The sequence below is a fragment of the Cytobacillus solani genome (assembly GCF_006704205.1).
GTDB lineage: Bacteria > Bacillota > Bacilli > Bacillales > Cytobacillaceae > Cytobacillus > Cytobacillus solani.
This window is the reverse complement of the sequence record NZ_CP041305.1, coordinates 1,646,751-1,669,706: the sequence shown is the minus strand read 5'-3', so window position 1 is coordinate 1,669,706 and position 22,956 is coordinate 1,646,751. Positions and strand designations below refer to the sequence as shown.

23 protein-coding genes are annotated in these 22,956 nt (G+C 36.9%); 19 read left to right on the top strand and 4 right to left on the bottom strand.

All coding sequences use genetic code 11. From position 1 onward, the window contains the following. Positions 1 to 171 precede the first annotated feature (171 nt). The 6 genes from allD to ileS all read left to right on the top strand — a co-directional run bounded on the left by allD (position 172) and on the right by ileS (position 8,274). Entirely contained in the window at positions 172 to 1,221 is a 1,050-nt protein-coding gene (allD, locus tag FI644_RS08575) for an ureidoglycolate dehydrogenase (RefSeq protein ID WP_142108228.1), read from the top strand. A gap of 150 nt (positions 1,222 to 1,371) precedes the next feature. Further along, on the top strand, positions 1,372 to 2,286 hold the full coding sequence (locus FI644_RS08570; protein ID WP_142108227.1) for a tetratricopeptide repeat protein: 915 nt from the start codon (positions 1,372 to 1,374) through the stop codon (positions 2,284 to 2,286). A 75-nt stretch (positions 2,287 to 2,361) separates the two neighbouring features. After that, positions 2,362 to 2,952, top strand: coding sequence for a hypothetical protein (locus FI644_RS08565; RefSeq protein ID WP_053477994.1), 591 nt, complete (start codon positions 2,362 to 2,364; stop codon positions 2,950 to 2,952). Positions 2,953 to 3,028: 76 nt separating this feature from the next. After that, a complete protein-coding gene (locus tag FI644_RS08560) occupies positions 3,029 to 3,286 on the top strand; it encodes a hypothetical protein (RefSeq protein ID WP_053477995.1) in 258 nt (85 codons plus the stop codon). Positions 3,287 to 3,617: 331 nt separating this feature from the next. Then, the gene (locus FI644_RS08555) at positions 3,618 to 4,694 is read left to right on the top strand and encodes an AI-2E family transporter (RefSeq protein ID WP_231690156.1); all 1,077 of its coding nucleotides are present in this window, start codon (positions 3,618 to 3,620) and stop codon (positions 4,692 to 4,694) included. A 499-nt stretch (positions 4,695 to 5,193) separates the two neighbouring features. Continuing rightward, complete coding sequence (ileS, locus tag FI644_RS08550) at positions 5,194 to 8,274, top strand: isoleucine--tRNA ligase (RefSeq protein WP_056681823.1); 3,081 nt, start codon at positions 5,194 to 5,196, stop codon at positions 8,272 to 8,274. A gap of 80 nt (positions 8,275 to 8,354) precedes the next feature. On the opposite strand, the gene FI644_RS08545 is transcribed toward ileS, so the two are convergent. Both FI644_RS08545 and FI644_RS08540 read right to left on the bottom strand, forming a co-directional pair. After that, the gene (locus FI644_RS08545; protein ID WP_053477998.1) at positions 8,355 to 9,377 is read right to left on the bottom strand and encodes a serine hydrolase domain-containing protein; all 1,023 of its coding nucleotides are present in this window, start codon (positions 9,375 to 9,377) and stop codon (positions 8,355 to 8,357) included. Beyond that, positions 9,374 to 10,252 carry a MerR family transcriptional regulator gene (locus FI644_RS08540; RefSeq protein WP_053477999.1) on the bottom strand — a complete coding sequence of 293 codons (879 nt, stop codon included), beginning with the start codon at positions 10,250 to 10,252 and terminating at the stop codon, positions 9,374 to 9,376. Before FI644_RS08540 ends, FI644_RS08545 begins: the two co-directional genes overlap by 4 nt. 205 nt (positions 10,253 to 10,457) lie before the next feature. Between FI644_RS08540 and FI644_RS08535 the strand changes: the two genes are divergently transcribed. The 4 genes from FI644_RS08535 to FI644_RS08520 all read left to right on the top strand — a co-directional run bounded on the left by FI644_RS08535 (position 10,458) and on the right by FI644_RS08520 (position 13,530). Beyond that, positions 10,458 to 10,772 carry a thioredoxin family protein gene (locus tag FI644_RS08535; RefSeq protein WP_053478000.1) on the top strand — a complete coding sequence of 105 codons (315 nt, stop codon included), beginning with the start codon at positions 10,458 to 10,460 and terminating at the stop codon, positions 10,770 to 10,772. A gap of 77 nt (positions 10,773 to 10,849) precedes the next feature. Beyond that, entirely contained in the window at positions 10,850 to 11,461 is a 612-nt protein-coding gene (locus FI644_RS08530; RefSeq protein ID WP_053478001.1) for an NAD(P)/FAD-dependent oxidoreductase, read from the top strand. A 254-nt stretch (positions 11,462 to 11,715) separates the two neighbouring features. Then, entirely contained in the window at positions 11,716 to 13,299 is a 1,584-nt protein-coding gene (locus FI644_RS08525; protein ID WP_142108226.1) for an acetolactate synthase large subunit, read from the top strand. A 21-nt stretch (positions 13,300 to 13,320) separates the two neighbouring features. Further along, positions 13,321 to 13,530, top strand: a complete 210-nt coding sequence (locus FI644_RS08520) for a hypothetical protein (RefSeq protein ID WP_053478002.1) — start codon at positions 13,321 to 13,323, stop codon at positions 13,528 to 13,530. A gap of 121 nt (positions 13,531 to 13,651) precedes the next feature. Here the strand turns inward: FI644_RS08520 and FI644_RS08515 are convergent, their stop codons facing one another. Further along, positions 13,652 to 14,233, bottom strand: coding sequence for a hypothetical protein (locus tag FI644_RS08515; protein ID WP_053478003.1), 582 nt, complete (start codon positions 14,231 to 14,233; stop codon positions 13,652 to 13,654). Positions 14,234 to 14,383: 150 nt separating this feature from the next. On the opposite strand from FI644_RS08515, the gene FI644_RS08510 reads away from it, so the two are divergent. The 7 genes from FI644_RS08510 to phoU all read left to right on the top strand — a co-directional run bounded on the left by FI644_RS08510 (position 14,384) and on the right by phoU (position 20,454). Continuing rightward, on the top strand, positions 14,384 to 14,989 hold the full coding sequence (locus tag FI644_RS08510; RefSeq protein ID WP_053478004.1) for a TetR/AcrR family transcriptional regulator: 606 nt from the start codon (positions 14,384 to 14,386) through the stop codon (positions 14,987 to 14,989). 18 nt (positions 14,990 to 15,007) lie between these two features. After that, complete coding sequence (locus FI644_RS08505; protein WP_053478005.1) at positions 15,008 to 16,027, top strand: 2,3-butanediol dehydrogenase; 1,020 nt, start codon at positions 15,008 to 15,010, stop codon at positions 16,025 to 16,027. A 274-nt stretch (positions 16,028 to 16,301) separates the two neighbouring features. After that, on the top strand, positions 16,302 to 17,147 hold the full coding sequence (locus FI644_RS08500) for a phosphate ABC transporter substrate-binding protein (RefSeq protein ID WP_053478006.1): 846 nt from the start codon (positions 16,302 to 16,304) through the stop codon (positions 17,145 to 17,147). A 64-nt stretch (positions 17,148 to 17,211) separates the two neighbouring features. Continuing rightward, positions 17,212 to 18,126, top strand: coding sequence for a phosphate ABC transporter permease subunit PstC (gene pstC / locus FI644_RS08495; protein ID WP_053478007.1), 915 nt, complete (start codon positions 17,212 to 17,214; stop codon positions 18,124 to 18,126). Between the two features lies 1 nt (position 18,127). Then, complete coding sequence (gene pstA, locus FI644_RS08490) at positions 18,128 to 18,952, top strand: phosphate ABC transporter permease PstA (protein WP_056681826.1); 825 nt, start codon at positions 18,128 to 18,130, stop codon at positions 18,950 to 18,952. A 14-nt stretch (positions 18,953 to 18,966) separates the two neighbouring features. Then, entirely contained in the window at positions 18,967 to 19,776 is an 810-nt protein-coding gene (gene pstB / locus FI644_RS08485) for a phosphate ABC transporter ATP-binding protein PstB (protein ID WP_082446467.1), read from the top strand. A gap of 18 nt (positions 19,777 to 19,794) precedes the next feature. Further along, positions 19,795 to 20,454 (top strand): phosphate signaling complex protein PhoU, encoded by a 660-nt coding sequence (phoU, locus tag FI644_RS08480; RefSeq protein WP_053478009.1) that lies wholly within the window; start codon positions 19,795 to 19,797, stop codon positions 20,452 to 20,454. 93 nt (positions 20,455 to 20,547) lie between these two features. Here phoU and FI644_RS08475 read toward each other — a convergent pair whose 3' ends face one another. Further along, on the bottom strand, positions 20,548 to 21,087 hold the full coding sequence (locus FI644_RS08475; RefSeq protein WP_053478010.1) for a flavodoxin family protein: 540 nt from the start codon (positions 21,085 to 21,087) through the stop codon (positions 20,548 to 20,550). Between the two features lie 142 nt (positions 21,088 to 21,229). Here FI644_RS08475 and FI644_RS08470 point away from each other — a divergent pair, with 142 nt between their 5' ends. Beyond that, positions 21,230 to 22,114, top strand: a complete 885-nt coding sequence (locus FI644_RS08470; protein ID WP_053478011.1) for a LysR family transcriptional regulator — start codon at positions 21,230 to 21,232, stop codon at positions 22,112 to 22,114. A gap of 130 nt (positions 22,115 to 22,244) precedes the next feature. Further along, a complete protein-coding gene (locus FI644_RS08465) occupies positions 22,245 to 22,682 on the top strand; it encodes a GNAT family N-acetyltransferase (protein ID WP_053478012.1) in 438 nt (145 codons plus the stop codon). Positions 22,683 to 22,956: the final 274 nt, after the last annotated feature.

Here is a 22,956-nt window from a genome sequence, read left to right as displayed (position 1 = left end):
AAATTTAATCTAATTTAATTGTATAGTCACTAAGGATAAAAAGAAACGAACTTTTGTTTAAAGTGAACAAAATAGAATAGTTATTTTGTCTAATTGTAATAATGACGATCATCGTTTTAAACCCTAAAATTTTTATAGAAGTCATTTAAAAAAAGGGGTTTTATTAAAACGATGAAAGTAATGAGACAAGAACTGGAAAATTTAATCACAACAAAGCTTCACCGTGCTGGATTAACAGAAAAACATGCAGGAGTAGTAGCAGATGTGCTAGTCCATGCAGATGCAAGAGGTGTTCACTCCCATGGAGCTATGCGTGTAGAATACTATGCTGAAAGAATTTCAAAGGGAGGAACAAACACAAATCCAAACTTTACCATCGAAAAAACAGGACCATGTTCTGCTGTTTTCGATGGTGACAATGGGGCTGGGCATGTCGCTGCGAAACAGGCAATGGAAGAAGCCATTCAAATGGCGAAGGAAAATGGCATTGCTGTTGTAGGGGTTAGAAGAATTGGCCATAGCGGCTCTCTTTCTTATTACGTTGAAAGGGCTGCTAATGAAGATCTAATCGGACTTTCCGTCTGTCAGTCAGATCCAATGGTTGTTCCTTATGGCGGAGCAGAACCGTATTATGGTACAAATCCGATTGCTTTTTCAGCACCTGGAAATAATGGAGAGAATATCATTTTTGATATGGCGACAACCGTGCAGGCATGGGGTAAAGTACTGCATGCCCGTTCAAAAAATGCTCCGATTGAAGAAGGCTGGGCCGTCGATAAAAATGGCAAGCCGACGAGAGATCCATTTAAAGTAAATGCTTTATTGCCGATAGCAGGGCCAAAAGGCTACGGGTTAATGATGATGGTTGATATTTTATCGGGGGTTCTTCTAGGCTTGCCATTTGGAAATAAGGTGACATCCATGTATCATGACTTGACTGAGGACCGAAATCTAGGTCAGCTTCATGTCGTGATCAATCCAGCATTTTTTACGAGCTTACCTAAATTTAAAGAAAATATCATCAGAACGATGTCTGATTTAACAAATGTTAAACCTGCCCCAGGCTTTGATCAAGTATTTTATCCTGGGCAAATTAATACAATTTGTGAAATAGAAAGTAAGAAAAATGGAATAGAAATTGTTGATGAGGTTTACCAATATCTTATTTCTGATGTCATTCATAATAATAGCTTTGATCATAAAGACCCATTTGCAAAATAAACTGGAGTCTATGTATGAAATGAAGATAAAGGCGGTGGAGCATAGTTTCCATCGCCTTTAAGTAAATTTTAAAATCTTTATAGTTTTAGGAAACGAGCGGAGATGATAGCATAATAATAAAGCATACTTTTTTATAGTGAGGGACTTCCATTGAATCTTAACCAAAAAGCGATTGAATTGCTAGAAGAAAATAAATATGATGAATCATTAATACTATTTATAGAAGCAGTAGGACGATCAAGAGATATACAATCTCTTAATAATCTTGCATGGATTTATTGTAATGAGGAAGATAATGATATCAATGCTCTTCCTTTATTAGAAGAAATATTAAGGATGAATCCCAAATCTCATTTTCCTTATAATTTGTTAGGGGAGATTTATTGTAGACAAGTAAAGTGGGAATCCGCAAAAGACATATTGGAAAAGGCAATTTCCATCCAGCCTTCAAAACCGGCTTACAATAATTTAGCGGTGGCTAATTATCATCTCGGACACATAGAAGAGGCTTCAAAATATTTTCTTTTAGGTTCAGAACCCTCTGATTTGGCCATGTATAGCCATATAAGATGTTTGATTGAATTAGATAATAAAAGTGAGGCAAAATGTAAACTTGATGCATTCTCTGAGGATGATGATGAATTTGTTGGAGAAGTTGAGGTTGCAGATTTATATGTAGAATTGGGGTGTTACGAAGAGGCAATAACATGGTTTAAAAAAGGATGGAATAATTACGCAAAACAACCGAAATGGATTAGTCGATATATTTATTCCTTGCTGAAAATGTATAATCCTATTCTAGCTAAAGAACTGCTGAGCGAAGGAATAAATGAAAAGATAATAGATATTAAAGAAGCATATGAAGAAGAATGTGATGAAGATTGGTCAGAAAAGGATAAACAAGTCTATATTAAAGAGTTGCTTAATGACAAAAAAGAATATGAACAAATGTTTGAAAAAGTCACATCTGGCTATATTCCGACTATGGAGTTCGATATAACTATCCAAACAGCCTGTTATCTTTTTGGCTGTAATCGTCATAACCATCCTGAATATCATGGATAAAACACAATAAAGGTTTTTGGTAATTATTTGAGCTCACAATCTTGTTCAACTATTTTCAAGAGAGGGGTTTCGTGAATGTTTTCTAATGAACAATTACAAGATTTGATTGAAGGGAAAGTCGTAGGGAACAAATTCCCTTATGATACAAAAAATGAGCAAGAAATTGAAGCGTATATCCGACGGTTATTTCATCGAATAAACCGTATTCCTAATCTAGTATGTGAAGCAGAGTGGAATCATTTTGGCAGTGGCTATGCCTCCTTTATTGAACTTTTTTGTTATCAAAAGGGAGATGTTATAGTCGTTGAAGAGAAATACGGCCGTAGAGAGATAAAGACGGAAGGGATTATTATTGATATTTGTCGTTTAGCACCTGTAGCTCTCATGGGTGAAGATGACAGATATAAAACAATTCGTTTCGAAACGAATGAAGTAGTTGGTGGGGCATATGGTTCTTTACTTGGTGGCCCCAATTTATTCAATTTAAGCGAGAAATTCCAAAAAATTGCAGTGCAATTGAAACAAGCCTTAATAGAGTTTAATTATGAACTGTTAGAAGCAGAAAAATTGAATCAGCCTTTGTCTTTTCAAACGGAAATTCCAACGATTTATCGTGAACCTGGAGAATATTTAGTCTTGGATGCTATTTTTTATTGGGAGGATTAATTTCATTATTTTATTAAGGTCCCATATTTCTCTCATTAAAATAGGTTAGTACATGAATAAAAAGTGGAGGTCGATGATGGATAGGTTATTACAAGAAATCGTAAATTGGCTCAAAATGATAGATAAACAGATTGTTATTGGCATTTCAGGACATGGGGCTGCTGGTAAAACAACCTTTACCGATATAAATTATTTAAGGCAATCTCATGAAGAACGCCGGATTCAGTATGAATTGTTTATGCATCCGTACAGCCAGCACTTTGATATTATTATCAAAAGCTCTAATAAGGCAATAAGTGTAGAAAAAAACACAATAGAATTTATAAGTACATAATTATAAGTTCTAATAATGTTAGAAAGCCAAACTTCGTCTCTGAGAAATTTGGCTTTGATATCATCTAAGTTAGCCTAACACTGCAATATTCTTATGAGCCAGGCATCGTATAGATAACACTGATTCTGTATTTGCCACCCGGCTCAGCTGCAAGCCAGATGGCACCTATTTACAGCCTGCTGTATCGTTTATAAATCATGGATAGGTGCAAGAAAAACAGGACATTTAATATTATTTCCAACATAATATGATTGGAATTTTAGCCATTTAATTGTAATATTCAAGAGAGGGAAATATTTGCAGTATTAGGAAGTGAGAATGGGATATGTCGATGTTAGAAAAAAGATGGTTTAAAAGTATGATTGCTATCATCTTATTTTTAATCATTGTGTTTTTATTAAATAAAAATCAATTTATCTTAACACCAATTGTTGTGTTGCTTAAAACAATCTTTTTACCGTTTGTTGTTGCTGGCATTTTGTTTTATTTGTGCCGGCCATTAGTGAATTGGCTAGAAAAGAAGAAAGTACCGAGATGGATCGCCATTTTAGTTGCCTATGTTGCCATCATCTTGATTATTTATGGAATTATAAGATTGGTTGGACCGGTCATCAATGACCAATTAGAACGATTTGTAGATAATTTGCCAGCTATGGTTTCCACCGTAATGGATGGGGTTAAATATGTTCAGGAAAATCGATCTACTTTTCCAGACTTCGTTCAAGAAGCATTTCTCAAGGCGAGTACAGAGTTAGAAACGAGACTGGAATCCAATGCAGGGAATATTGCGAATGGAATTCTTGGTGTTTTCGGATGGATTGGCGGTTTTATTAATACAATCTTCTATCTTGTCCTTGTTCCATTTATTTTATTTTATATGTTAAAGGATAGTCATCGTTTTGCACCGAGTGTGGCTGTTTTGTTCCCACAGTCTAAAAGGGACCATGTGAAAAATATATTAAAAGAAATGGACAAGACCATTTCAACCTATATTCAAGGTCAAATGCTTGTCAGTATTATTGTCGGTGTACTTTTGTATATTGGCTACTTAATTATTGGTCTGAACTATTCACTTGTTTTAGCGATGTTCGGAATGTTTACTAACGTCATTCCGTTTTTAGGGCCATATATTGCAGTTGTTCCCGCATTCCTAGTAGCGTTATTTCAGGATCCTGTAATGGCTCTTTATGTAGCGATTATTATGTTAGTTGCTCAACAAATTGAAGGAAATATCGTTTCTCCGAATATTATGGGGAAAACGCTAAAAATCCATCCATTAACTATCATTGTATTGATATTATCAGCTGGAAACTTTATGGGGATTATCGGGATTATTTTTGTCATCCCAGCTTATTCCATTGCAAAGGTGCTTGTAGTGAATATCGTAAAGATTTTTAAGGCAGAATAACAATATATAGCAGTACGTTCAAAAGGGTATAGAAGTTAGTGAAGAAGTCATCAATGATTTGATGGCTTTTTTTCTTGAATTCTCTCTTCTTCAGCAAGCATATTCATATATAATGAAAAATAAAAGTCATTTGTTAAAGCGTAAAAATAGTTTGACTTTTAAAATATTGTTAGTTAAGATTAGGGATAATTTAATAATTAATTTGATGACGAGAAAGAGTAATTATGTTTATCTTATCTACAGAGAGTTGATGAAGTGCTGAAAGTCAACGTTAAGACCATAATGAAAATCCTCTCCGAGAAGCAAGGTTGAAAGAAATTTTAAACTTTGACGGCATTCTACCGATACCCAGGACACGTATGATAGTACGTAGTGTAATTAATTCAAAAAACCGCTACTATGGTTTTTTTTATTTTTTAAGGCAGATTATATATTTATATATATAAACTCGATTCTACGTATGTAGGGTCGAGTTTTTTTATTTTAATAGGGGGTGCGAATGTTGAAGGAATCCAGTATGGAAAGGGAACTAAGAGTTCGGAAAAAGTGGGAAAAGGATCGAACGTTCGAGCGTTCGATAGCTAACCGAGAGGGAAGAGAGACATATGTTTTCTATGAAGGGCCGCCAACAGCAAATGGTTTGCCACATGCTGGTCATGCTCTTGGGAGAACGATTAAGGATTTTGTGGCAAGATACAAAACTATGTCAGGCTATCAGGTTTTAAGAAAAGCGGGTTGGGATACACATGGCTTACCGGTGGAATTAGAGGTTGAAAAACAGTTAAATATTCGTGGGAAAGATCAAATCGAAGAATATGGTATTGAAAAGTTTATTCAAAAATGTAAAGATAGTGTCTTTGAATATGAAAATGAATGGAAGCAATTTACTACAGCTCTTGGCTATTGGGTGGACATGGAAGACCCTTATATAACGTTAAACAACGAATATATTGAATCTGTCTGGAATATCTTATCCTCCATACATGAAAAAGGCTATTTATATAGAGGCCATCGGGTTGTTCCTTATTGTCCTCATTGTGAGACTTCACTTAGCTCTCATGAAGTTGCACAAGGATATAAGGATGTTTCTGATCTATCCGTTACAGCAAAATTTCGCTTAAAGGGAAGAACAGACGAATATCTTTTAGGATGGACAACGACACCGTGGACATTGCCGGGTAATATTGCGGTTGCTGTTAATCCAAATATAAACTATGTAAGAGTTAGACAAGGGTTAGATATATTAGTTCTTGCAGAATCTTTGGCTCCTGCTGTTATGAAGGGGAAATATGAGATCCTAGATGTGATGAAAGGGAAAGACTTAGTTGGACTCTCCTATGAGCCGCCTTTTAATTATGCTACTGTATCAAATGGCCATAAAATTCTTGGTGCAGATTTTGTTACGGATACAAGTGGAACAGGTATCGTGCATATCGCACCAGCACATGGAGAAGACGATTACAAGGCCATTCAGGATAATCAATTTGATTATGTAAATGTAGTTGATTCTAAAGGTCGCTATAAGGAATATGTGACTCCACTTGCAGGACAATTTGTCAAAGATTGTGATATAGAAATTATAAAAATGCTATCAAAGCAAAATTTGTTATTTGATAAGAAAAAATATGAACATAGCTATCCCCACTGTTGGCGATGTGACAGTCCGCTTCTTTATTATGCCATGAAGGGTTGGTTTATTAAGACAACAGCAGTGAAAGAGAAAATACAATTAAATAACCAAAAAGTTCAATGGTTCCCTTCTCATATGAAAGAGGGAAGGTTTGGGAACTTTTTAGATAACATGGTTGACTGGAATATTGGCAGAAACAGATATTGGGGAACCCCGTTAAACGTTTGGATTTGTAAAGAATGCGGGAAAGAAAAAGCCCCTAATTCAATTAAAGAATTAAGAGAGCTTTCAGCGGGTGAAGTGCCAGAAACCATAGAGTTGCACAAACCCTATGTAGATAAGGTGCAATTAACTTGCTCTTGCGGTGGTACGATGAATCGAACTAGTGAAGTGATTGATGTATGGTTCGATAGCGGCTCAATGCCATTTGCTCAATATCATTATCCGTTTGAAAATAACGGTACCTTTAAGAAGCAATTTCCCGCTGATGTCGTTATTGAGGGGGTTGACCAAACACGAGGGTGGTTTTACAGCTTATTAGCAGTTTCTACTTTGTTTACGGGACAATCACCTTATAAGCGTGTCCTTTCTTTAGGTCATATTTTAGATGAGAATGGACAAAAGATGTCAAAAAGTAAGGGAAATGCACTTAATCCAACTGAGTTAATTAATGAGTTTGGTGCGGATTCGCTAAGATGGGCTTTGTTAGCTGACAGCTCTCCATGGAATAATAAGCGATTTTCTAAAAAGACGGTCAGTCATGCTAAGTCCAAAGTTATAGATACACTTTTGAATGTTTATTCTTTTTACTCGATGTATGCAGAAATTGACCAATTTAATCCAGAAAGGGACTTGGGTGGGACGAGAACAACTCTTGATAAGTGGATTCTATCCCGGTTGAATACTGTTATAAGGGAAGTTACACGAAGTTTAGAAGAATATGATATAACCAAAGGGGCTAGATCGATTTCATTATTTGTTGATGAACTTAGTAACTGGTATATAAGACGTTCCAGACAACGCTTTTGGAGCAGTGGCATGACCGATGATAAGAAGTCAGCATTTACCACCTTATTTATTGTGTTAAAGAATCTGTCACAGCTTATGGCTCCTTATATTCCTTTTGTTACGGAGGATATTTACTCCAACTTAGTGAAAGATAGTGTGCATGTATCGGATTATCCTAAACCAGATGAAACACTAATTAATGAACATCTAGAAAAAGAAATGGATGCCGTCTTACAAATAATAGAACTAACAAGATCCGTTAGAAATACAGCGGGAATAAAAACAAAACAGCCATTAGCCAAGTTGATGGTAATTCCGACGGATGCATCTATTCTATCTGAGCTGCAAAAGTATTCGTTTATTATAAAAGAAGAAATGAATATAAAAGAAGTAGAGTTTAAGAAAGATTATCAAGATTTGCTGCAGCTTGATCTTAAGATGAATTTTTCTGCAGTTGGACCAAAGTTGGGAAAATCCGTGGGTGAAGTGAAAAATAAACTTGATAAATTAGTTCCAGAAGAAATAGCAAAATTTATTGCAAAAAGAGAAATGCAATTATCATTATTTTCGGGTGAAACAATAACTCTTACAATGGATGACGTGCTTATTGAGAAAAAGGGAAGAGATGGTTATGAGTTATCAGAAGGAAGTAAATTCTTAATCTTATTAGATACAACATTAACACGAGGATTAAAAGAAGAAGGGCTAGTAAGGGAATTTGTTCGGTCTGTTCAAACTTATCGAAAGGAATTGAACCTGCCAGTTGATTTACGAGCAGACCTTTATATTCAGGCTGATCCATGGCTTGAAAAAATATTGAACGAATATGATGAATTAGTGCAAAGGAATCTTATATTGAATGAAATCCATTTTGAAAGTAAACCAGCTATGAAAAGTTTCAAGGTGGAAGGAAATGAAATTAAATTGTACATTCAGTCATAAAGCAGACCCCTGTTTAACACAGGGGTTCCCAATTTTAAATGTTACTACTTTCATTTTGCCCGACATAGTGGCAATGAGATTTAGTCAATTATTGCAGGGATAATATGTTCTTTTATCAGCGTCCACCGATCACGAGCATTTACCATGAATTCTGATGCAATGGCTACAACTAGGTCTTTCTCTGGTATGCAGCAAATAACATTCCCTCCATCACCTAGTGCTGAGTATGCTAACAGCTCATTTTCATTAAGTAACCACCATAGATAACCGTAATGATTGGAGTTCATCGCTGTTGATTCGAGGATCCACTTCTTGGAGATTATCTGTGTATTGTCCCAAATGCCATGGTTTAGATATAGTAAACCAAAACGTGCCATATCTCGGGGATTTAGTGTAAGTCCCCATCCTCCTGTAGAGATGCCGTTTGGGTCTTTAACCCATCCCTGTACATTTTTTCCGAATAAATCATCAAACCCAAATGCCGCCATTTTATAATCAGGAATTTCCCTCATACCTAGTGGTTTAAATAAATGTTCGTTGGCAAATTCCCGGGCATTTATTCCAGTGCTGCGAGTGATGATGGCTGAAAGCAAGTGTGCCCCCGCAGTCGAATACTTGAATGTTCCAATACTCCCCTTTTGCCCCAGCATATCCAGCGTATAGTTTACCCAGTCTGGCTGTATACACATCTTATCCAGCGGTTCGTGCCAGTCCTCAAATGGATATGGAGCTGTCATCGTAAGAAGATGGCGTATAGTGATTTCTCGATTTACTGTTTCAGCACCTTCGGGAAAATACTCAGGGAAGAAATCTAATACCATTTGGTCTACATTTTTTATATATCCTGTATCTATGGCAATCCCGATAAGAGCAGATAGGATACTTTTCGTTACAGATGCCACATGGTGCACATTATCAGATCCATAGCCATTATAATAGCTTTCATAAACTATCGCTCCATTTTTTACGACCACAATCCCGTTCATATTGCTGTACTCAGTTGTTATTATAGAATCTAGCTTTGAAAGCTTTTCAGCATCCATTTCCAATGCTTCTGGGGCGGCGATCCGCCATTCTGTCGTTGGCAAATAGTTTCTTTTCATTTAGTATGCCTCCCATTAGAAGTTAGTTTTGGCAAATGGTGTTTAGCCTGCTGCTTTTTCTTAACAGGAAAATAAACCTCGGTAATAAAATCTTCAGGAACATTAGCTTGATAGGGGTCAGTCATATATACTTCATATGGAGATTTCACTAATTCATATCCTTCATTTTCAGCCCATTCCCACAGCTTGGCATATACCGATGTTAATTCTGAATAGGAGCCCTTTAAAACAGTTTTTGCACAAAGGCTTCCAGGCAAATCTCTCGTTCCCTTTATAATTTCCTCTATTGGAATCGCAAACTCTGTATCATTGCCTGCAGGATTGTATTCTGGGCTGTGATAAATTGTCATTGGGGTGCCAAGTAAGGTAAGCATTTCAGCAGCTATCTTTTCATATAGCCTGCTAAAATACTTGCCATATCCTGCAGCATAGTCGTCACTACTCATCATCTGGCGTATATAAAGAAGGTTCATTGGTTGGGTTTCAACAAGCTGTACTTCTAAATAGTCAAGGTGTGACATAATAGATTTCCCCTTCTTTAAATTTAAAATATCGTAACTTATTTGATTTAGGGTATATTCAAAGGCATTTAGTCTTTCCTGTATCTCCCTTTTTTTGCGAGTAAGGGCAGAATAAAGTTTCTCTTCTGATTGATCTTCTTCCATTTCTAAAGTGGCTTTGATTTCTTCAAGAGAAAAATGAAAAGATTTCAGGCGATTAATCAATAACATCTTTTTTAGCTGGCTGATGGAATAAAACCTATAACCATTTTCGGGATTAATCTCATCAGGGGTAATTAAACCAATTTCATCATAATATCGAAGTGTTTTTGTAGATACTTTGCATATCTTTGAGAATTCGCCAATCGATAGCAAGTGTCCACCTCCCATTTCCCAATTTTTTTGACTGGAGTTTATATATCAATACGCTGTTCCATTCATTTATACACGTTTCCCTAAGGGTAAAGTCAACTATGTATTTAATAAATATAAGTAAATGCCTATTGATTACTATACGGGGGTATAGTAATATAAATTTATGATAAACGATTCATAATTCGAAAGGAGAAGAAATATCGCGATGTTAAAAGAAATGAATTTAAACGAATTTGAAAAGCAAATCATAGATATGAAAAAGCCTATGGTTTTAAAATTTACAGCAGAGTGGTGTTCTGGATGCAGGCAGCTGGCTCCTATTGTTGAGAACGTAGAAAGACAATTAGGTGATGAGATGGCGTTCTATGATGTAGATGTTGATAAGTCGCTTGACTTAGCCCAAAAATTCGGGGTTATGAGCGTTCCAACTCTTATCCTTATTAAAAATGGGGAAGAAGCAGATCGCGTGACGGCACCAGCAGGGAATGAAGAAGCAATCATCGAATTTCTGAATCGCTAATACAGGAGGTTTTCATATACCTAACGGGTGTACAATTAAAAGTTAGATTAAATTGAAGAGTGGGAGATGGAATAAGTATGATGGCGAAATTGGCTATTAATGGGGGGATAGCGTTTGGCTCGAAGCTAAATGCCAAGCAATTATCGGTCATAGCAAAATACATGCAGGAAGAGGATGAAATCGAATTAACAACCTTTCAACAATTATATATTGAAGTTCCAGAGAGTGAGCTTGAAGTTATTAAAAAGGAATTTAATGCAGTGGGATTATCCTGTTATCCAGTTGGAAACTTTGTAAAGAGCTTAAGAACATGTAATTTTTGTAAGGGTTCAGAAGAAGAGGGAATGCCTGTAGCTATAGAATTAAATAAATTAATAGCTGGAAGACCCGTTCCATTTACTCTGCGCCCGGCCTATACAGGATGTCCGATTGGCTGTGGTGAACCGTTAATCAATGACATAGGTGTAATGAAAGTAAGAGACAAATATGACTTGTATATTGGCGGCAAATCAAAGGGAGCGGATGCTAGAGCAGGTACGTTAATTTTGGGAAAGCTCACACCTGAGGAACTATATGAAGCTGTTACTGCGATCATCGATATTTATTCGCAGCACGGTAAAAAAAGAGAGCCTTTTGCAAAATTCATTGATCGTTATGGTTTTGAGAATGTCTATAATCAAATTGTTTAGTTGATAACAATCAGTCTAATATTTATGAAGCACAAAGGAAAGGGGCTAAAGAGGGTCCCTTTCTTTTGTTTTATCAACTTCAATCGTCCAGAAAATTTTCTCCCTGGTATACGGGTAGCCATATCCATCATAACTGGGAACAAATATAACGAAAAAACAAGGTGTAGTTACATATAATGATTCCTGGAATAATAGGCAAAGCTATAATAAAACAACTTATTTTTGTAAGTGAAAAGTCTATTTGGGAGGATCATATGAAAGCGACAGATATTCTTGTTCAATGTTTAGAAAATGAGGGTGTGGAATATATTTTTGGAATAATGGGAAAAGAAACACTGGATCTAGTTGATTCGCTTTCTAGATCAAAGCAAATTCAGTTTGTGAATACGAGGCATGAGCAAGGGGCGGCCTTTATGGCAGATGTTTATGCGAGGCTGTCTCATAAAGCAGGTGTGTGTACGTCTACATTGGGGCCGGGGGCAACCAATTTATTAACCGGGATTGCCAGTGCCACTCTTGATTTTTCACCCGTTGTGGCGATTATCGGTCAGGTTGGATTTGAACGACAGCATAAGGAATCCCATCAATATTTGGATTTGGTTAAAATATTCGAGCCTGCAGCGAAGTGGAGCATTCAAATCAAGGATTCTCTAACGCTCGCAGAGATCGTACATAAAGCCTTTCGAACGGCAAAAATGGAAAAACCAGGTGCTGTTATCGTGGAATTACCGGAAAATTTAGCGGCTCAAGAGATTTCTAATGATGCGATAACTATTACACCGACACCAACATTCATGTCCGTGGACGAGGAGATTATCGCTGCAATTGCCAAAATCAATAATAGCCAAAGGCCGTTTATCATCATTGGAAACGGGGTTATTAGAGCGGAGGCGGTAACAGAGGTACAGACATTCATTAATTTTCTTCAAGCGCCAGTTATCCATAGCATGAAAGCAAAAGGAATTCTTCCGAAAGATCATCCGTTCAATTATTTTACGTTTGGCTTTAGCCAGCAGGATGAGGTGTTGCTGGGAATCGAAATGGCTGACCTGCTTATCGTTATTGGCTATGATTTTGTGGAGCGTCTCCCTAAGGAGTGGAATAAAAAGAAGGTACCGGTTATTCATATAAATGCTGTTTCGGCTGAACCGGATGAATATTATCCTCTTCAAAGCGAGCTCGTTGGAGATTTAAAGCGGGTAATGCAAGCGTTGATTGAGCTTGAAATTAATCCTAAGCCATGGGAGCCATCTGGAAATTTGCGAGAGCAAATAAAACAGGTCTTCCATTTGAATGGTGGGGCAGATTCTTCTTTATCGATTACATCGATCTTACATGCTATTGAAAAGCGTACCTGCGAAAATACGATTGTCTTATCGGATGTCGGCTCTCATAAAAATTCTATAGCCCAAACCTATCAGCCAAAGAAGCCAAATAAGGTTATCATATCAAACGGCTTAGCTTCAATGGGGATAGCTATTCCTGGTGCTATTGGGGCAAAATTGGCATGTCCAGCTGATCCGGTAATTTGTATAACTGGTGATGGCGGTGCATTAATGAACTTTGCAGAAATTGAAACAGCAGTAAGACTTGGTTTGGTGTTTGTGATGATTGTCCTTAATGATTCGAAGCTGAAACTTGAAGAACAAATGATGCTGAAAAAATTGGGCAATAATCATGGTACTGCTTTTGGAAACCCTGATTTTGTGCAGCTTGCCAAAAGTTTTGGCATAAGAGGAGAGCGGCCAGTTTCTATTCAAGAATTTGAAGAAATACTTGATAAGGCATTAGCGCAAAATGAACTAACTTTGATTGAGATTAAATTAGAGAATGAGTAAAGGTTCTTTAGTGGAATTCATGTGGACATCCAACGGGAATTGCTTATTATCGAGGGGAAAATATATGTTGCCGACCGAGGCTCGATTACGATGATACAGGAGGATGGGACGATAAAGGTTATTGTGGCAGGTCTGCAAAGTTATGTGGATATCATAATAATCGTGTTGTTTTCGTGCCAGGAACAACAACGAATTCGGCTGTTGTCTGGAAGGACAATAGCCGGCGACTAAAGGATCATCTCTTTTTTCATCTCGTTGGAATTGCAATGAAAGAGTTCTAACAGGTGCCTTTTCTCCATTTAGTGTCTCATCCTACCCAAGTGAGCATGTGAGGGGATTAGTATTAGAGCAATTACTTGAGACGGGTGTCATCTGGGAGGTTGCGAAAATATAATTCTCTGATTCTTTTTATGAGTCTAGTGCATAAAACAACCCAGATCCAGCTATAAAAAGCAGAGAAAATAAAAATCAAGCCTATCATGGCAATGTTAAATGGACGGGAGAAGGCAGGCCCTAACACAGGGAATTTTACACCATATAATAAAATGCAGATTCCAAGCACTAAGCCTGCCGATCCGCTCAAAATATGACTTGATTTTTTTTGAAATAGATTAAAGGAAATTCCAATAAATAGACCCAACAGGCCTGTTGTAAATGGAAAAATAATCAGCTCGGCAGGCTGTAATATCAAAAGTAATAGAGCTGTTGAAACATAGGAAGCAAGACCAAGCGGAATTGAGAAAATCGTGCATAGCATGATGGGGGCGCTAGCCAAAGGGCTAATTAAATAACCAACTCCTGGTAAAAACCCTCCTGCTGATTGAAAAATGGCCCCGATGCTGCTCAAAATAGAAATAAGTACAATCCTTTTCGCCTTGGGCCACTTCCCAAATTCTATTTGTATTTGATGAATATCCTTTTTAATTATGTTCATTGCAATTCCTCCCTTGCTATTCACTATATGCAAGGAATGGTTGTTTATCTTATACTGCGGCCATTACTTATTCATTGACATATAAAACCATAAGCGTATACTTAAAATTGAACAGATGTTCAAAACGTTTGTTTAAAATTGATAAAGGGGATGAGTCAATTCAAACAAACAAGAGGGAATGAAAAAAATAAAGAGGTTAAAGATCAAATCCTTTCTGCAGCTAAATTATTGTTTGCAGAAAAAGGATATGAAGGGACAACCGTTAGACAGATTTGTCAGGAAGCAGATGTTTCCTTAGCCCTAGTGTCCTATCATTTTGGAGGAAAAGAAAATGTTTTCTTTTACCTATTTGAACCGATCAGGAAGCTATTTATGAATATGAAATATGATTTATCTGATCCTCTAGGTGCACTTAGGGGCTTTTGTAAACAGTTTATTATTTTTAGAAATGAAGAACATGAATTAATTAGAATTTTACAGCAAGAGTTAGTGATGAATAGTCCGAGATTAGAAATGCTGACAGATGTCTTTCTCCCATCTTGGGAGCAGCTTCGAGTGATTTTACAAGAGTGTCAGGATAAAAAAGCAATTGGTTTTCCATCGGTCGATGCAGCGCTTAATTTTATAATGGGGACACTAATGCAATCTCACAACAATGCATTTTTGAACCGGACTCAATCGGAATTGTCTTCAGAACAGGTAGCAGATCTAGCTGTAAGCTTTATCATCAATGGGCTTCAAGCAACTCAAGAGTAAGAGAAGAGGTTAGGGAAAATGAAAGCAGCAAAAATATATGGACCAAGAGATATTCGAGTAGAAGAAGCAGACATGCCTGTCCTTGAAAAAGGAATGGTAAAGGTAAAGGTGGAGTATGCCGGTATTTGTGGGAGTGATATGCATGAGTATTTAGCGGGTGCTTATCCAATACGTACTCAGCCTGTTTTAGGCCATGAGTTTTCGGGTGTAGTTGTGGACGTTGGAGAAGGAGTAACAAATGCAGTAGTAGGCGATCGTGTAGCCGTTGAACCTCTCCTTCCTTGTGGAAAATGTGATAATTGCCAAAGAGGTTTTGTTAATTTGTGTACTGCTCGACAAGGGTATGGATATACAGTATCAGGCGGATTTGCTCAATTTGCAGTGGTGAAGCAGGAGAATATTTTCCATCTGCCTGAAACTATGAGTTTAGAGCTTGGTGCCCTTGTTGAGCCAACAGCCGTTGCTGTTCATGCGGTCCGTCAAAGCCAATTAAAGCTAGGGGATTCTGCTGCCATATTTGGTGCTGGTCCAATCGGATTATTGTTATTACAAGCTGTCAAAGCAGCAGGAGCCAGTGAAATTTTTGTAGTAGAAGTATCAGAGGAACGTCGTCAAAAAGCATTAGAACTTGGCGCTGCACATGTGATTAATCCAATTGATACAGATGCAGCTGCGTTTATCCGTGAAAAAACAAATGGAGGAGTAAATGTGGCCTATGATGCTGCAGGTGTTCAGGCAACATTTACAAGTGGGGTTGGCTCTGTACGTCCAGGCGGAGAATTCAAGGTTGTAAGTGTTTGGGAAAAGCCAGTTAATTTTGATCCTAATATGATTGTAAGGACAGAAGCGAAGATTAGTGGATCATACGCATATGTTCGCTTATTCCCTGAAGTCATCCGTCTGCTTGCAAGTGGTGTGATTGATGGTAAGGTAGTTATAACAAGTAAGATTGCACTAGATGATATTGTAGAAAAGGGATTTGAATTGCTAACAAAAGATCGCAGCCAATGTAAAATTTTAGTGAATATGAATCTATAAATATTTAACAAAAATCTGATTATATCAGGTTTTTTATATGAACAGGCTGAGATTTTTTAAAGATCTCAGCTTTTTCGATAGTAGGGAAGAAAAAATATGCTTCGAAACTAAATTCTGGTCCCCTTTTACATAAATACCATAATTTATTTACACCTCATTTATAAAATTTACAAACTCTTTACAAACCGTTAATAAAACATTTACTAAGCAAGCTTATTATAGATGACAGAAGGGAACAGAGTCGTTGCCAATCGATTATCTTGGAGGCTTAGATATGACGTTTATTAGAAAAACAACAATCGGATTATTGGTGTTATTTTTAGCCGCTGTATTATCAGCATGTGGCGAAACTACTGGAAATGGCACTGGATCGTCGAACGGCAGTAAAGAAATAGTATCTATTTCGGGATCTACATCGGTAGGACCTTTAGCAGAAAAACTAGCTGAAAAATTTAAAGACAATAATGAGAATATTAATATAGAAGTTAATCAGATTGGTTCATCTGCCGGTATTACAAATGCAACAAGCGGTGTATCAGAGATCGGTATGTCATCGCGTGATTTGAAAGAAGAAGAAAAGGCAAATGGTTTGAAGGAGACAATCATCGCTTACGATGGAATTGTAGTAGTCACTCATCCAAGCAATAAAGTGAATAATCTAACGTTAGAGCAAGTGAAGCAAATATTTACGGGGGAAGTGACAAACTGGAACCAGCTTGGTGGAGAGGATATGGAAATTGTTGTTGTATCTCGAGAGGACGGCTCAGGCTCTCGTGATGCATTCCAAGAAATAGTTGGGTATAGTTCCGGTGAATTAATAAGAAATGCCATTATTGCAAGCGGCAACGGGAATATTAAAACAACTGTCGCTACAAACAAGCATGCAGTAGGTTTTATATCGTTCGAATATATTGATGACACTATATCAACTATACAAATTGATGGAGTAAAGGCCACAGCGGAAAATGTACTGCAACAAAAATATAGCTTGTCACGGCCATTCTTATTTGTCCACAAGGAAGACAACATAACTGAAGCAGGGAAACAATTTATTGATTTTATTTTAAGTTCAGATGGACAAGCGATTGTATCAGAAGCTGGAGCTATACCAGTAAAATAATTAACTTTTATTGATAGCTCCACATAAAATACTATCTGTAAAAGCAACCGTGGGGGAATGCAACATGCCAAGCATATCTAATGAAAAGCAATCCATAACTATCAAAAAATCGAATAGAAGGAAATATATGCTAGAGAAGTTATCAGCAAGAATATTTCTGTTCTGTGCACTTCTTTCAGTAGTCAGTTTATTATTGATCGTCGGATTTGTATTTTACAAAGGCTCACATCCATTTGTGGCAGAAGGTTATAGCTTTTTTGACTTTATCTTTGGAATGGATTGGGTGCCAAGTGAAGATAAATTTGGTATTTTCCCAATGATCGTCGCTTCTTTATTCGCCACAATAGGTGCGCTAATCATTGGCGTTCCAGTAGGTTTATTTACAGCTATATTCTTAGCTGAAATTGCACCGAAAAGAGTAGCAAAAATTATTTCTCCTGCAGTGCAATTGCTGGCAGGCATCCCTTCCGTATTATATGGTGTTTTCGGACTTGCCATCATTGTCCCTTTTTTGCAAAACAATTTAGGGTTAGTAAAAGGGCAAAGCTTATTGGCGGTCATCCTTGTTTTAGCAATCATGATGCTGCCAACGGTTGTTACTGTAGCTGAAACGGCCATTCGTGCTGTACCAAAAATGTATCGTGAAGGTTCCTTGGCATTAGGGGCTTCTCAAATTGGAACTATTTTTAAAGTAGTTGTGCCAGCAGCTAAGTCAGGAATTATGGCAGCGGTTGTACTAGGTTTAGGGAGAGCAATTGGAGAAACGATGGCCGTTATTTTGGTCGCGGGAAATAGCCTTATTCTGCCAACAAGCTTAACTGACAGTGTTCGTCCGTTGACGACGAATATCGCGCTGGAAATGGGCTATGCATTTGGTACACATCAAGAAATGTTATTTGCAACCGGAATTGTTTTATTCTCCTTTATCTTATTGTTGAATTTTGTATTAGCAAAAATTAGTTCGAAGGGTGGAAATTAAGTTGAGAAAGTTTAAGGATCATCTGCTGCTTGGACTTCTTTGGGCTTCTGCTTTCTTGACCGTAGCCGTACTCGTTATTATTGTTGGATATATTTTTTACAAAGGATTTAGATTAATTGACTTCAATTTTATTTTCGGTGATTACTCACCAGTAGGGCATGGCGGCATATGGCCGATGATCGTTACAACCCTTTATACAATTTTTATTTCATTAATAATAGCTACTCCAATCGGGATATTGGCAGCTGTATATTTACAGGAATATGCAAAACAAGGCCGATTGGTTAGGCTAATCCGTTATGCAACGGAAAGCTTAACAGGAATTCCATCTATTATTTACGGACTATTCGGTGCAGTATTCTTTGTGACAACGCTAAAATTCGGGATGTCAATCATCGCTGCTTCGTTAACATTGACGATCATCGTATTGCCAGTCATTATCCGAACAACAGAGGAAGCATTAAAAACAGTGCCGCTCTCTTATCGTGAAGGATCTCTTGCTTTAGGGACAACGAAGCTTCAAACACTATATAAAGTCATTTTGCCAAGTGCGATGCCAGGTATTCTTTCTGGGATTATTCTTTCAATCGGGCGAATTGTTGGTGAATCCGCAGCGATTTTTTTAACAGCAGGGACGGTAGCCGCAATGCCAGAAGGGATTTTTTCATCGGCAAGAACATTAACGGTCCATTCCTTTTTAGTAACTCAAGAGTCAGGTGACATTGAACTTGCAGCTGCGGTTGGAATCGTATTAATTGTAATCATTTTGATTCTGAATTTCTCGGCTACATTTATATCCAAAAAGTTAAACAAAGCTGACTATTAAGAGGGGTGTAATGAATGGGGACAACAGTGATTGAACGCAATGAAGAAGTAAGGAATTCGAAGCAAACAAATGAAACAGCTAAAATTAATGTAAAAGACTTAGACTTATTCTATGGTGATAAACAGGCACTTTATAAAGTATCATTAGATATTCATGAAAAAGAAGTAACAGCCTTAATCGGTCCATCTGGCTGCGGAAAATCAACTTTTTTACGATCGTTAAACCGTATGAATGATTTAATTGATGGAGTCAAAATTACAGGGGATATAGTGATTGATAACGAAAATATATACGAAACAAATGATGTCATCAAGCTGCGGACAAAGGTAGGGATGGTATTTCAGAAGCCCAATCTATTCCCAATGAGTATTTATGATAATGTCGCATATGGTCCGCGAATGCAGGGGATAAAAAGCAAAAAAGAATTAAATAAAATTGTTGAAGAGAGCTTGCGTGGTGCAGCAATCTGGGATGAAGTGAAAGATCGTTTGAAGACATCAGCGCTCGGACTATCAGGCGGGCAGCAGCAGCGTGTTTGTATTGCACGTGCCATTGCGATGAAACCAGAGATTATTTTAATGGACGAACCTACTTCTGCATTAGATCCAATATCAACGTTAAAAGTAGAAGAGTTAATTGCCAACATGAAAAAGGATTATACAATCGTAATTGTTACTCATAATATGCAGCAGGCAGCACGAGTCTCGGACAAAACAGCCTTTTTCTTAAATGGAGAAATTATTGAATATGACGAAACAAATAATATCTTTTCCATGCCGAAGGATCAAAGAACGGAAGATTATGTAACTGGCCGATTCGGTTAAATATAGGAGTGAGAATAAATGGTTGTTCGTGAAAACTATGAGAATAAACTGCAGGAATTAAAAGATAAAATAATAGAGATGAACCGGCTCACGGTTTCTTCGTTTGAAAAGGCTTTTACTGCTTTCAAAACGCAAGATATTGAATTGGCATTAAAAGTAATCGAAGAAGATACGGCCATTGATAATTTGGAAGCGGAAATTAATCAATTTGTCGTGTGGCTCATGGTAAAAGAGCAGCCTGTTGCTAGAGATTTACGAGGAATTATTGGTGCCTTAAAAATCTCTTCAGATATTGAGCGAATTGCAGATTTTGCTGTAAATATTGCAAAATCTACGATAAAAATTGGAAATTCCAAATCGCTATTAAGCATGACAAATATTGAAGAAATGAAGGAAATATCGATTATCATGCTGCAAAAGGCAGTACAGGCATTTTTAGATGAAAACATGATGCTTGCAAAAGAAGTAGCCAGTTTAGATGACCAAGTGGATGAGTATTATGGTGAGACATATAAGCGGATCACTAGCTACTTAAGCGAGCATCCAGAGGAAACAAATCAGTTAGTTCAATTATTATTTATTAATCGTTATCTTGAACGAACAGCTGATCATATCACGAATATTGCGGAGAGTGCAGCATATTTGATTAAAGGGCGTATATATGATTTAAATTCTTAATAAAATTGGAGACTTAATAGCATGTTCAAGTAAAGGAATGCCCCTAGGGGATATTCCTTTACTATTATCTTTTTAAATCCCTAATTCTTGGTCTTATTTTAGCTTTTTCTGAAGCTGTTCAGCTTTGAATAATGCTTCAATGTCTTGATTAATCTCCTCAGGCTTGTTTCCATTTCCAATAATATATCCCGCAAAATCAATTCCAACGAAATCAAAAATGTATTTAAATTGCTGAATCATCGGCAGTCCTTTAATAGATGGATCGTCTCCTCCAACAGCAATGACATATGCCTTTTTTTCAGCCATTTTCCTTTTGAAATCAGGATAGTTAGGGTCTCTTAATGTTTGAGACCATCGATCAATGAAGTTTTTCATTATTCCTGACATGCTATACCAATAAATGGGGGTTGAGAATATTAAAATCTCGTGCGGGAGAATACGATCGATAATGGAATTATAATCATCATTTCTGTCCTGAAAGCCTTCTGGTGAATGCCGCATGTCAATAATCGGGTGGATTTGGTAATCCTTCAAGTAAATTATTTCCGCATTTTTTCCTTGGATGGCATGGTTTGTCAGTATTTCAGTATTTCCATTAGGTCGGGTTCCTCCGTCTAAAACGGTAACTGTCATTGTAAAATACTCCTTTTCTCGAAATGAATTTGTATACTAATTGTTCCTTGATTAGCTCTATCTTATAATGATTGTATAAATCGATAAAGGTGATTATTTTGATTAATTAAATCGAAAAAAACGATTATAAAAGGCGGTTCACATGGAGATTAAACAATTAATTACTTTTAGTCATGCCGCAGAAAATTTGAATTTTACGCAGACGGCTAAACTTTTGAATTTTGCACAATCAAGTGTAACAGCACAAATAAAAGCCCTTGAAGACGAAATTGGCAAACCTTTATTTGAACGTCTAGGAAAACGATTAATATTAACAGAGGCTGGACACATGTTTAAGCAATATGCTGAAAAGATGATTCGGTTAAGTGAAGAAGCCATACTGGCTGCAAATGGAGAGGAAGAACCAACAGGTACTTTAACAATAGGGGCCCAGGAAAGCCAGTGCACCTATCGATTACCATTAATTCTTAAAGAATTCAAGGATGCATTTCCAAAAGTTAAGCTCATTTTTAAACCGGCACATTCGGATGAGATGGCGAGAAAACAGCTTATGGAAGGGGCATTAGATATTGCTTTTATTATGGATAAGGTTAGACCAGAGGGTTCTTTGAGAGTAGAGGAACTTATCAAAGAGGAATTGAAGCTGGTTGTCGCACTCAACCATCCTAATTCCATTCTCTCACTAGAAGATCTTAAGTATGAAACGCTGTTACTGACAGAAACGGGATGTTCTTATAGAATAATGCTTGAAGACTCGCTTAAATCCGCGGGTGTATATCCATTAGATAAAATAGAATTTGTCAGTATTGAGGCAATCAAGCAATGTGTCATTGCGGGACTAGGTGTGGCACTATTACCCGAGATGGTCGTAGAAAAAGATATTAAGGAGGGAAGAATGAAGGGATTTTCGTGGAAGACTTTCGATTCACCGCTTTATACTCAAATAGCTTGGCATAAAGATAAATTGATGACACCTCCGTTAGAGGCATTTATTCGTTTAACTCGGAAGATATACTTATCTGAATGACTTGTGTGATAAAGCTGTCAATTTTTTGTAAATAGTACGGAAAACTAATGAATATGATGCTTGGTTTTAGAAAAAGGCCTTTGGATAATATGTTAAACTTAGTAAAAGGATATTGAAGGGACTATGATAAATGGATATTAGAAAACCTACTAAGTTGGAACTTAATGAAATTATTACACTTTCACCACAAGCCGTATTTGATGGCACTTTGGGTGAAATAAAACCGTCAAATGAGAAAATTAAACAGCTTGTAGAGCCACTTTTGGAAAAGGGCAGCTCTTATTTAATTGCAACAGAAAACAATACATTAATGGGATGGATCCTCATAGGAACAAGCAAGGACCAATTCACTGATAAAAAATATGGGTTTATTTATGAATTATATGTTTTAGAAAAATTTAGAGGGAATGGGATTTCTATAAAGTTAATGAATAAGGGAATTGACCATTTAAAAAAAGAAGGGCATTCAGAAGTCCGGCTAAGTGCATTTGCAGGCAATCATGCCATTAAGCTGTATGAGAAATTAGGATTTAACATAAGAACAGTCTCTATGAGTTTGCAGGTATAAGTATATTCAAAATTAATAAACCGATTTATTTACAATGAAAAGGGGGAAACGGCATGCTGAGGGATAAGAATTTTAAGGATTAATAGAACGAGTGCAGACAAAGGAAAACATAAACGATGAAATACATTCTGTACTTTTATATGAATTCTTTAAATAAGGGCAATAAATTTGACAAATTTTTTTATTTATGCTATAATTTACAATTAATATTTTCGGTTATATAATAAGATTCTCCTGGCCAGGGGAATCTTATTTTTTTATGGGGGACGATTGT

What these genes read in the sequence shown, in the direction of transcription:
- allD (WP_142108228.1), top strand. Translation starts at nt 172, where the DNA reads ATGAAAGTAATGAGACAAGAACTGGAAAATTTAATCACAACAAAGCTT.
- FI644_RS08565 (WP_053477994.1), top strand. Translation starts at nt 2,362, where the DNA reads ATGTTTTCTAATGAACAATTACAAGATTTGATTGAAGGGAAAGTCGTA.
- FI644_RS08560 (WP_053477995.1), top strand. Translation starts at nt 3,029, where the DNA reads ATGGATAGGTTATTACAAGAAATCGTAAATTGGCTCAAAATGATAGAT.
- FI644_RS08555 (WP_231690156.1), top strand. Translation starts at nt 3,618, where the DNA reads ATGTTAGAAAAAAGATGGTTTAAAAGTATGATTGCTATCATCTTATTT.
- ileS (WP_056681823.1), top strand. Translation starts at nt 5,194, where the DNA reads ATGTTGAAGGAATCCAGTATGGAAAGGGAACTAAGAGTTCGGAAAAAG.
- FI644_RS08545 (WP_053477998.1), bottom strand. Translation starts at nt 9,377, where the DNA reads ATGAAAAGAAACTATTTGCCAACGACAGAATGGCGGATCGCCGCCCCA.
- FI644_RS08535 (WP_053478000.1), top strand. Translation starts at nt 10,458, where the DNA reads ATGTTAAAAGAAATGAATTTAAACGAATTTGAAAAGCAAATCATAGAT.
- FI644_RS08530 (WP_053478001.1), top strand. Translation starts at nt 10,850, where the DNA reads ATGATGGCGAAATTGGCTATTAATGGGGGGATAGCGTTTGGCTCGAAG.
- FI644_RS08525 (WP_142108226.1), top strand. Translation starts at nt 11,716, where the DNA reads ATGAAAGCGACAGATATTCTTGTTCAATGTTTAGAAAATGAGGGTGTG.
- FI644_RS08515 (WP_053478003.1), bottom strand. Translation starts at nt 14,233, where the DNA reads ATGAACATAATTAAAAAGGATATTCATCAAATACAAATAGAATTTGGG.
- FI644_RS08510 (WP_053478004.1), top strand. Translation starts at nt 14,384, where the DNA reads ATGAGTCAATTCAAACAAACAAGAGGGAATGAAAAAAATAAAGAGGTT.
- FI644_RS08505 (WP_053478005.1), top strand. Translation starts at nt 15,008, where the DNA reads ATGAAAGCAGCAAAAATATATGGACCAAGAGATATTCGAGTAGAAGAA.
- FI644_RS08500 (WP_053478006.1), top strand. Translation starts at nt 16,302, where the DNA reads ATGACGTTTATTAGAAAAACAACAATCGGATTATTGGTGTTATTTTTA.
- pstC (WP_053478007.1), top strand. Translation starts at nt 17,212, where the DNA reads ATGCCAAGCATATCTAATGAAAAGCAATCCATAACTATCAAAAAATCG.
- pstB (WP_082446467.1), top strand. Translation starts at nt 18,967, where the DNA reads ATGGGGACAACAGTGATTGAACGCAATGAAGAAGTAAGGAATTCGAAG.
- phoU (WP_053478009.1), top strand. Translation starts at nt 19,795, where the DNA reads ATGGTTGTTCGTGAAAACTATGAGAATAAACTGCAGGAATTAAAAGAT.
- FI644_RS08475 (WP_053478010.1), bottom strand. Translation starts at nt 21,087, where the DNA reads ATGACAGTTACCGTTTTAGACGGAGGAACCCGACCTAATGGAAATACT.
- FI644_RS08470 (WP_053478011.1), top strand. Translation starts at nt 21,230, where the DNA reads ATGGAGATTAAACAATTAATTACTTTTAGTCATGCCGCAGAAAATTTG.
- FI644_RS08465 (WP_053478012.1), top strand. Translation starts at nt 22,245, where the DNA reads ATGGATATTAGAAAACCTACTAAGTTGGAACTTAATGAAATTATTACA.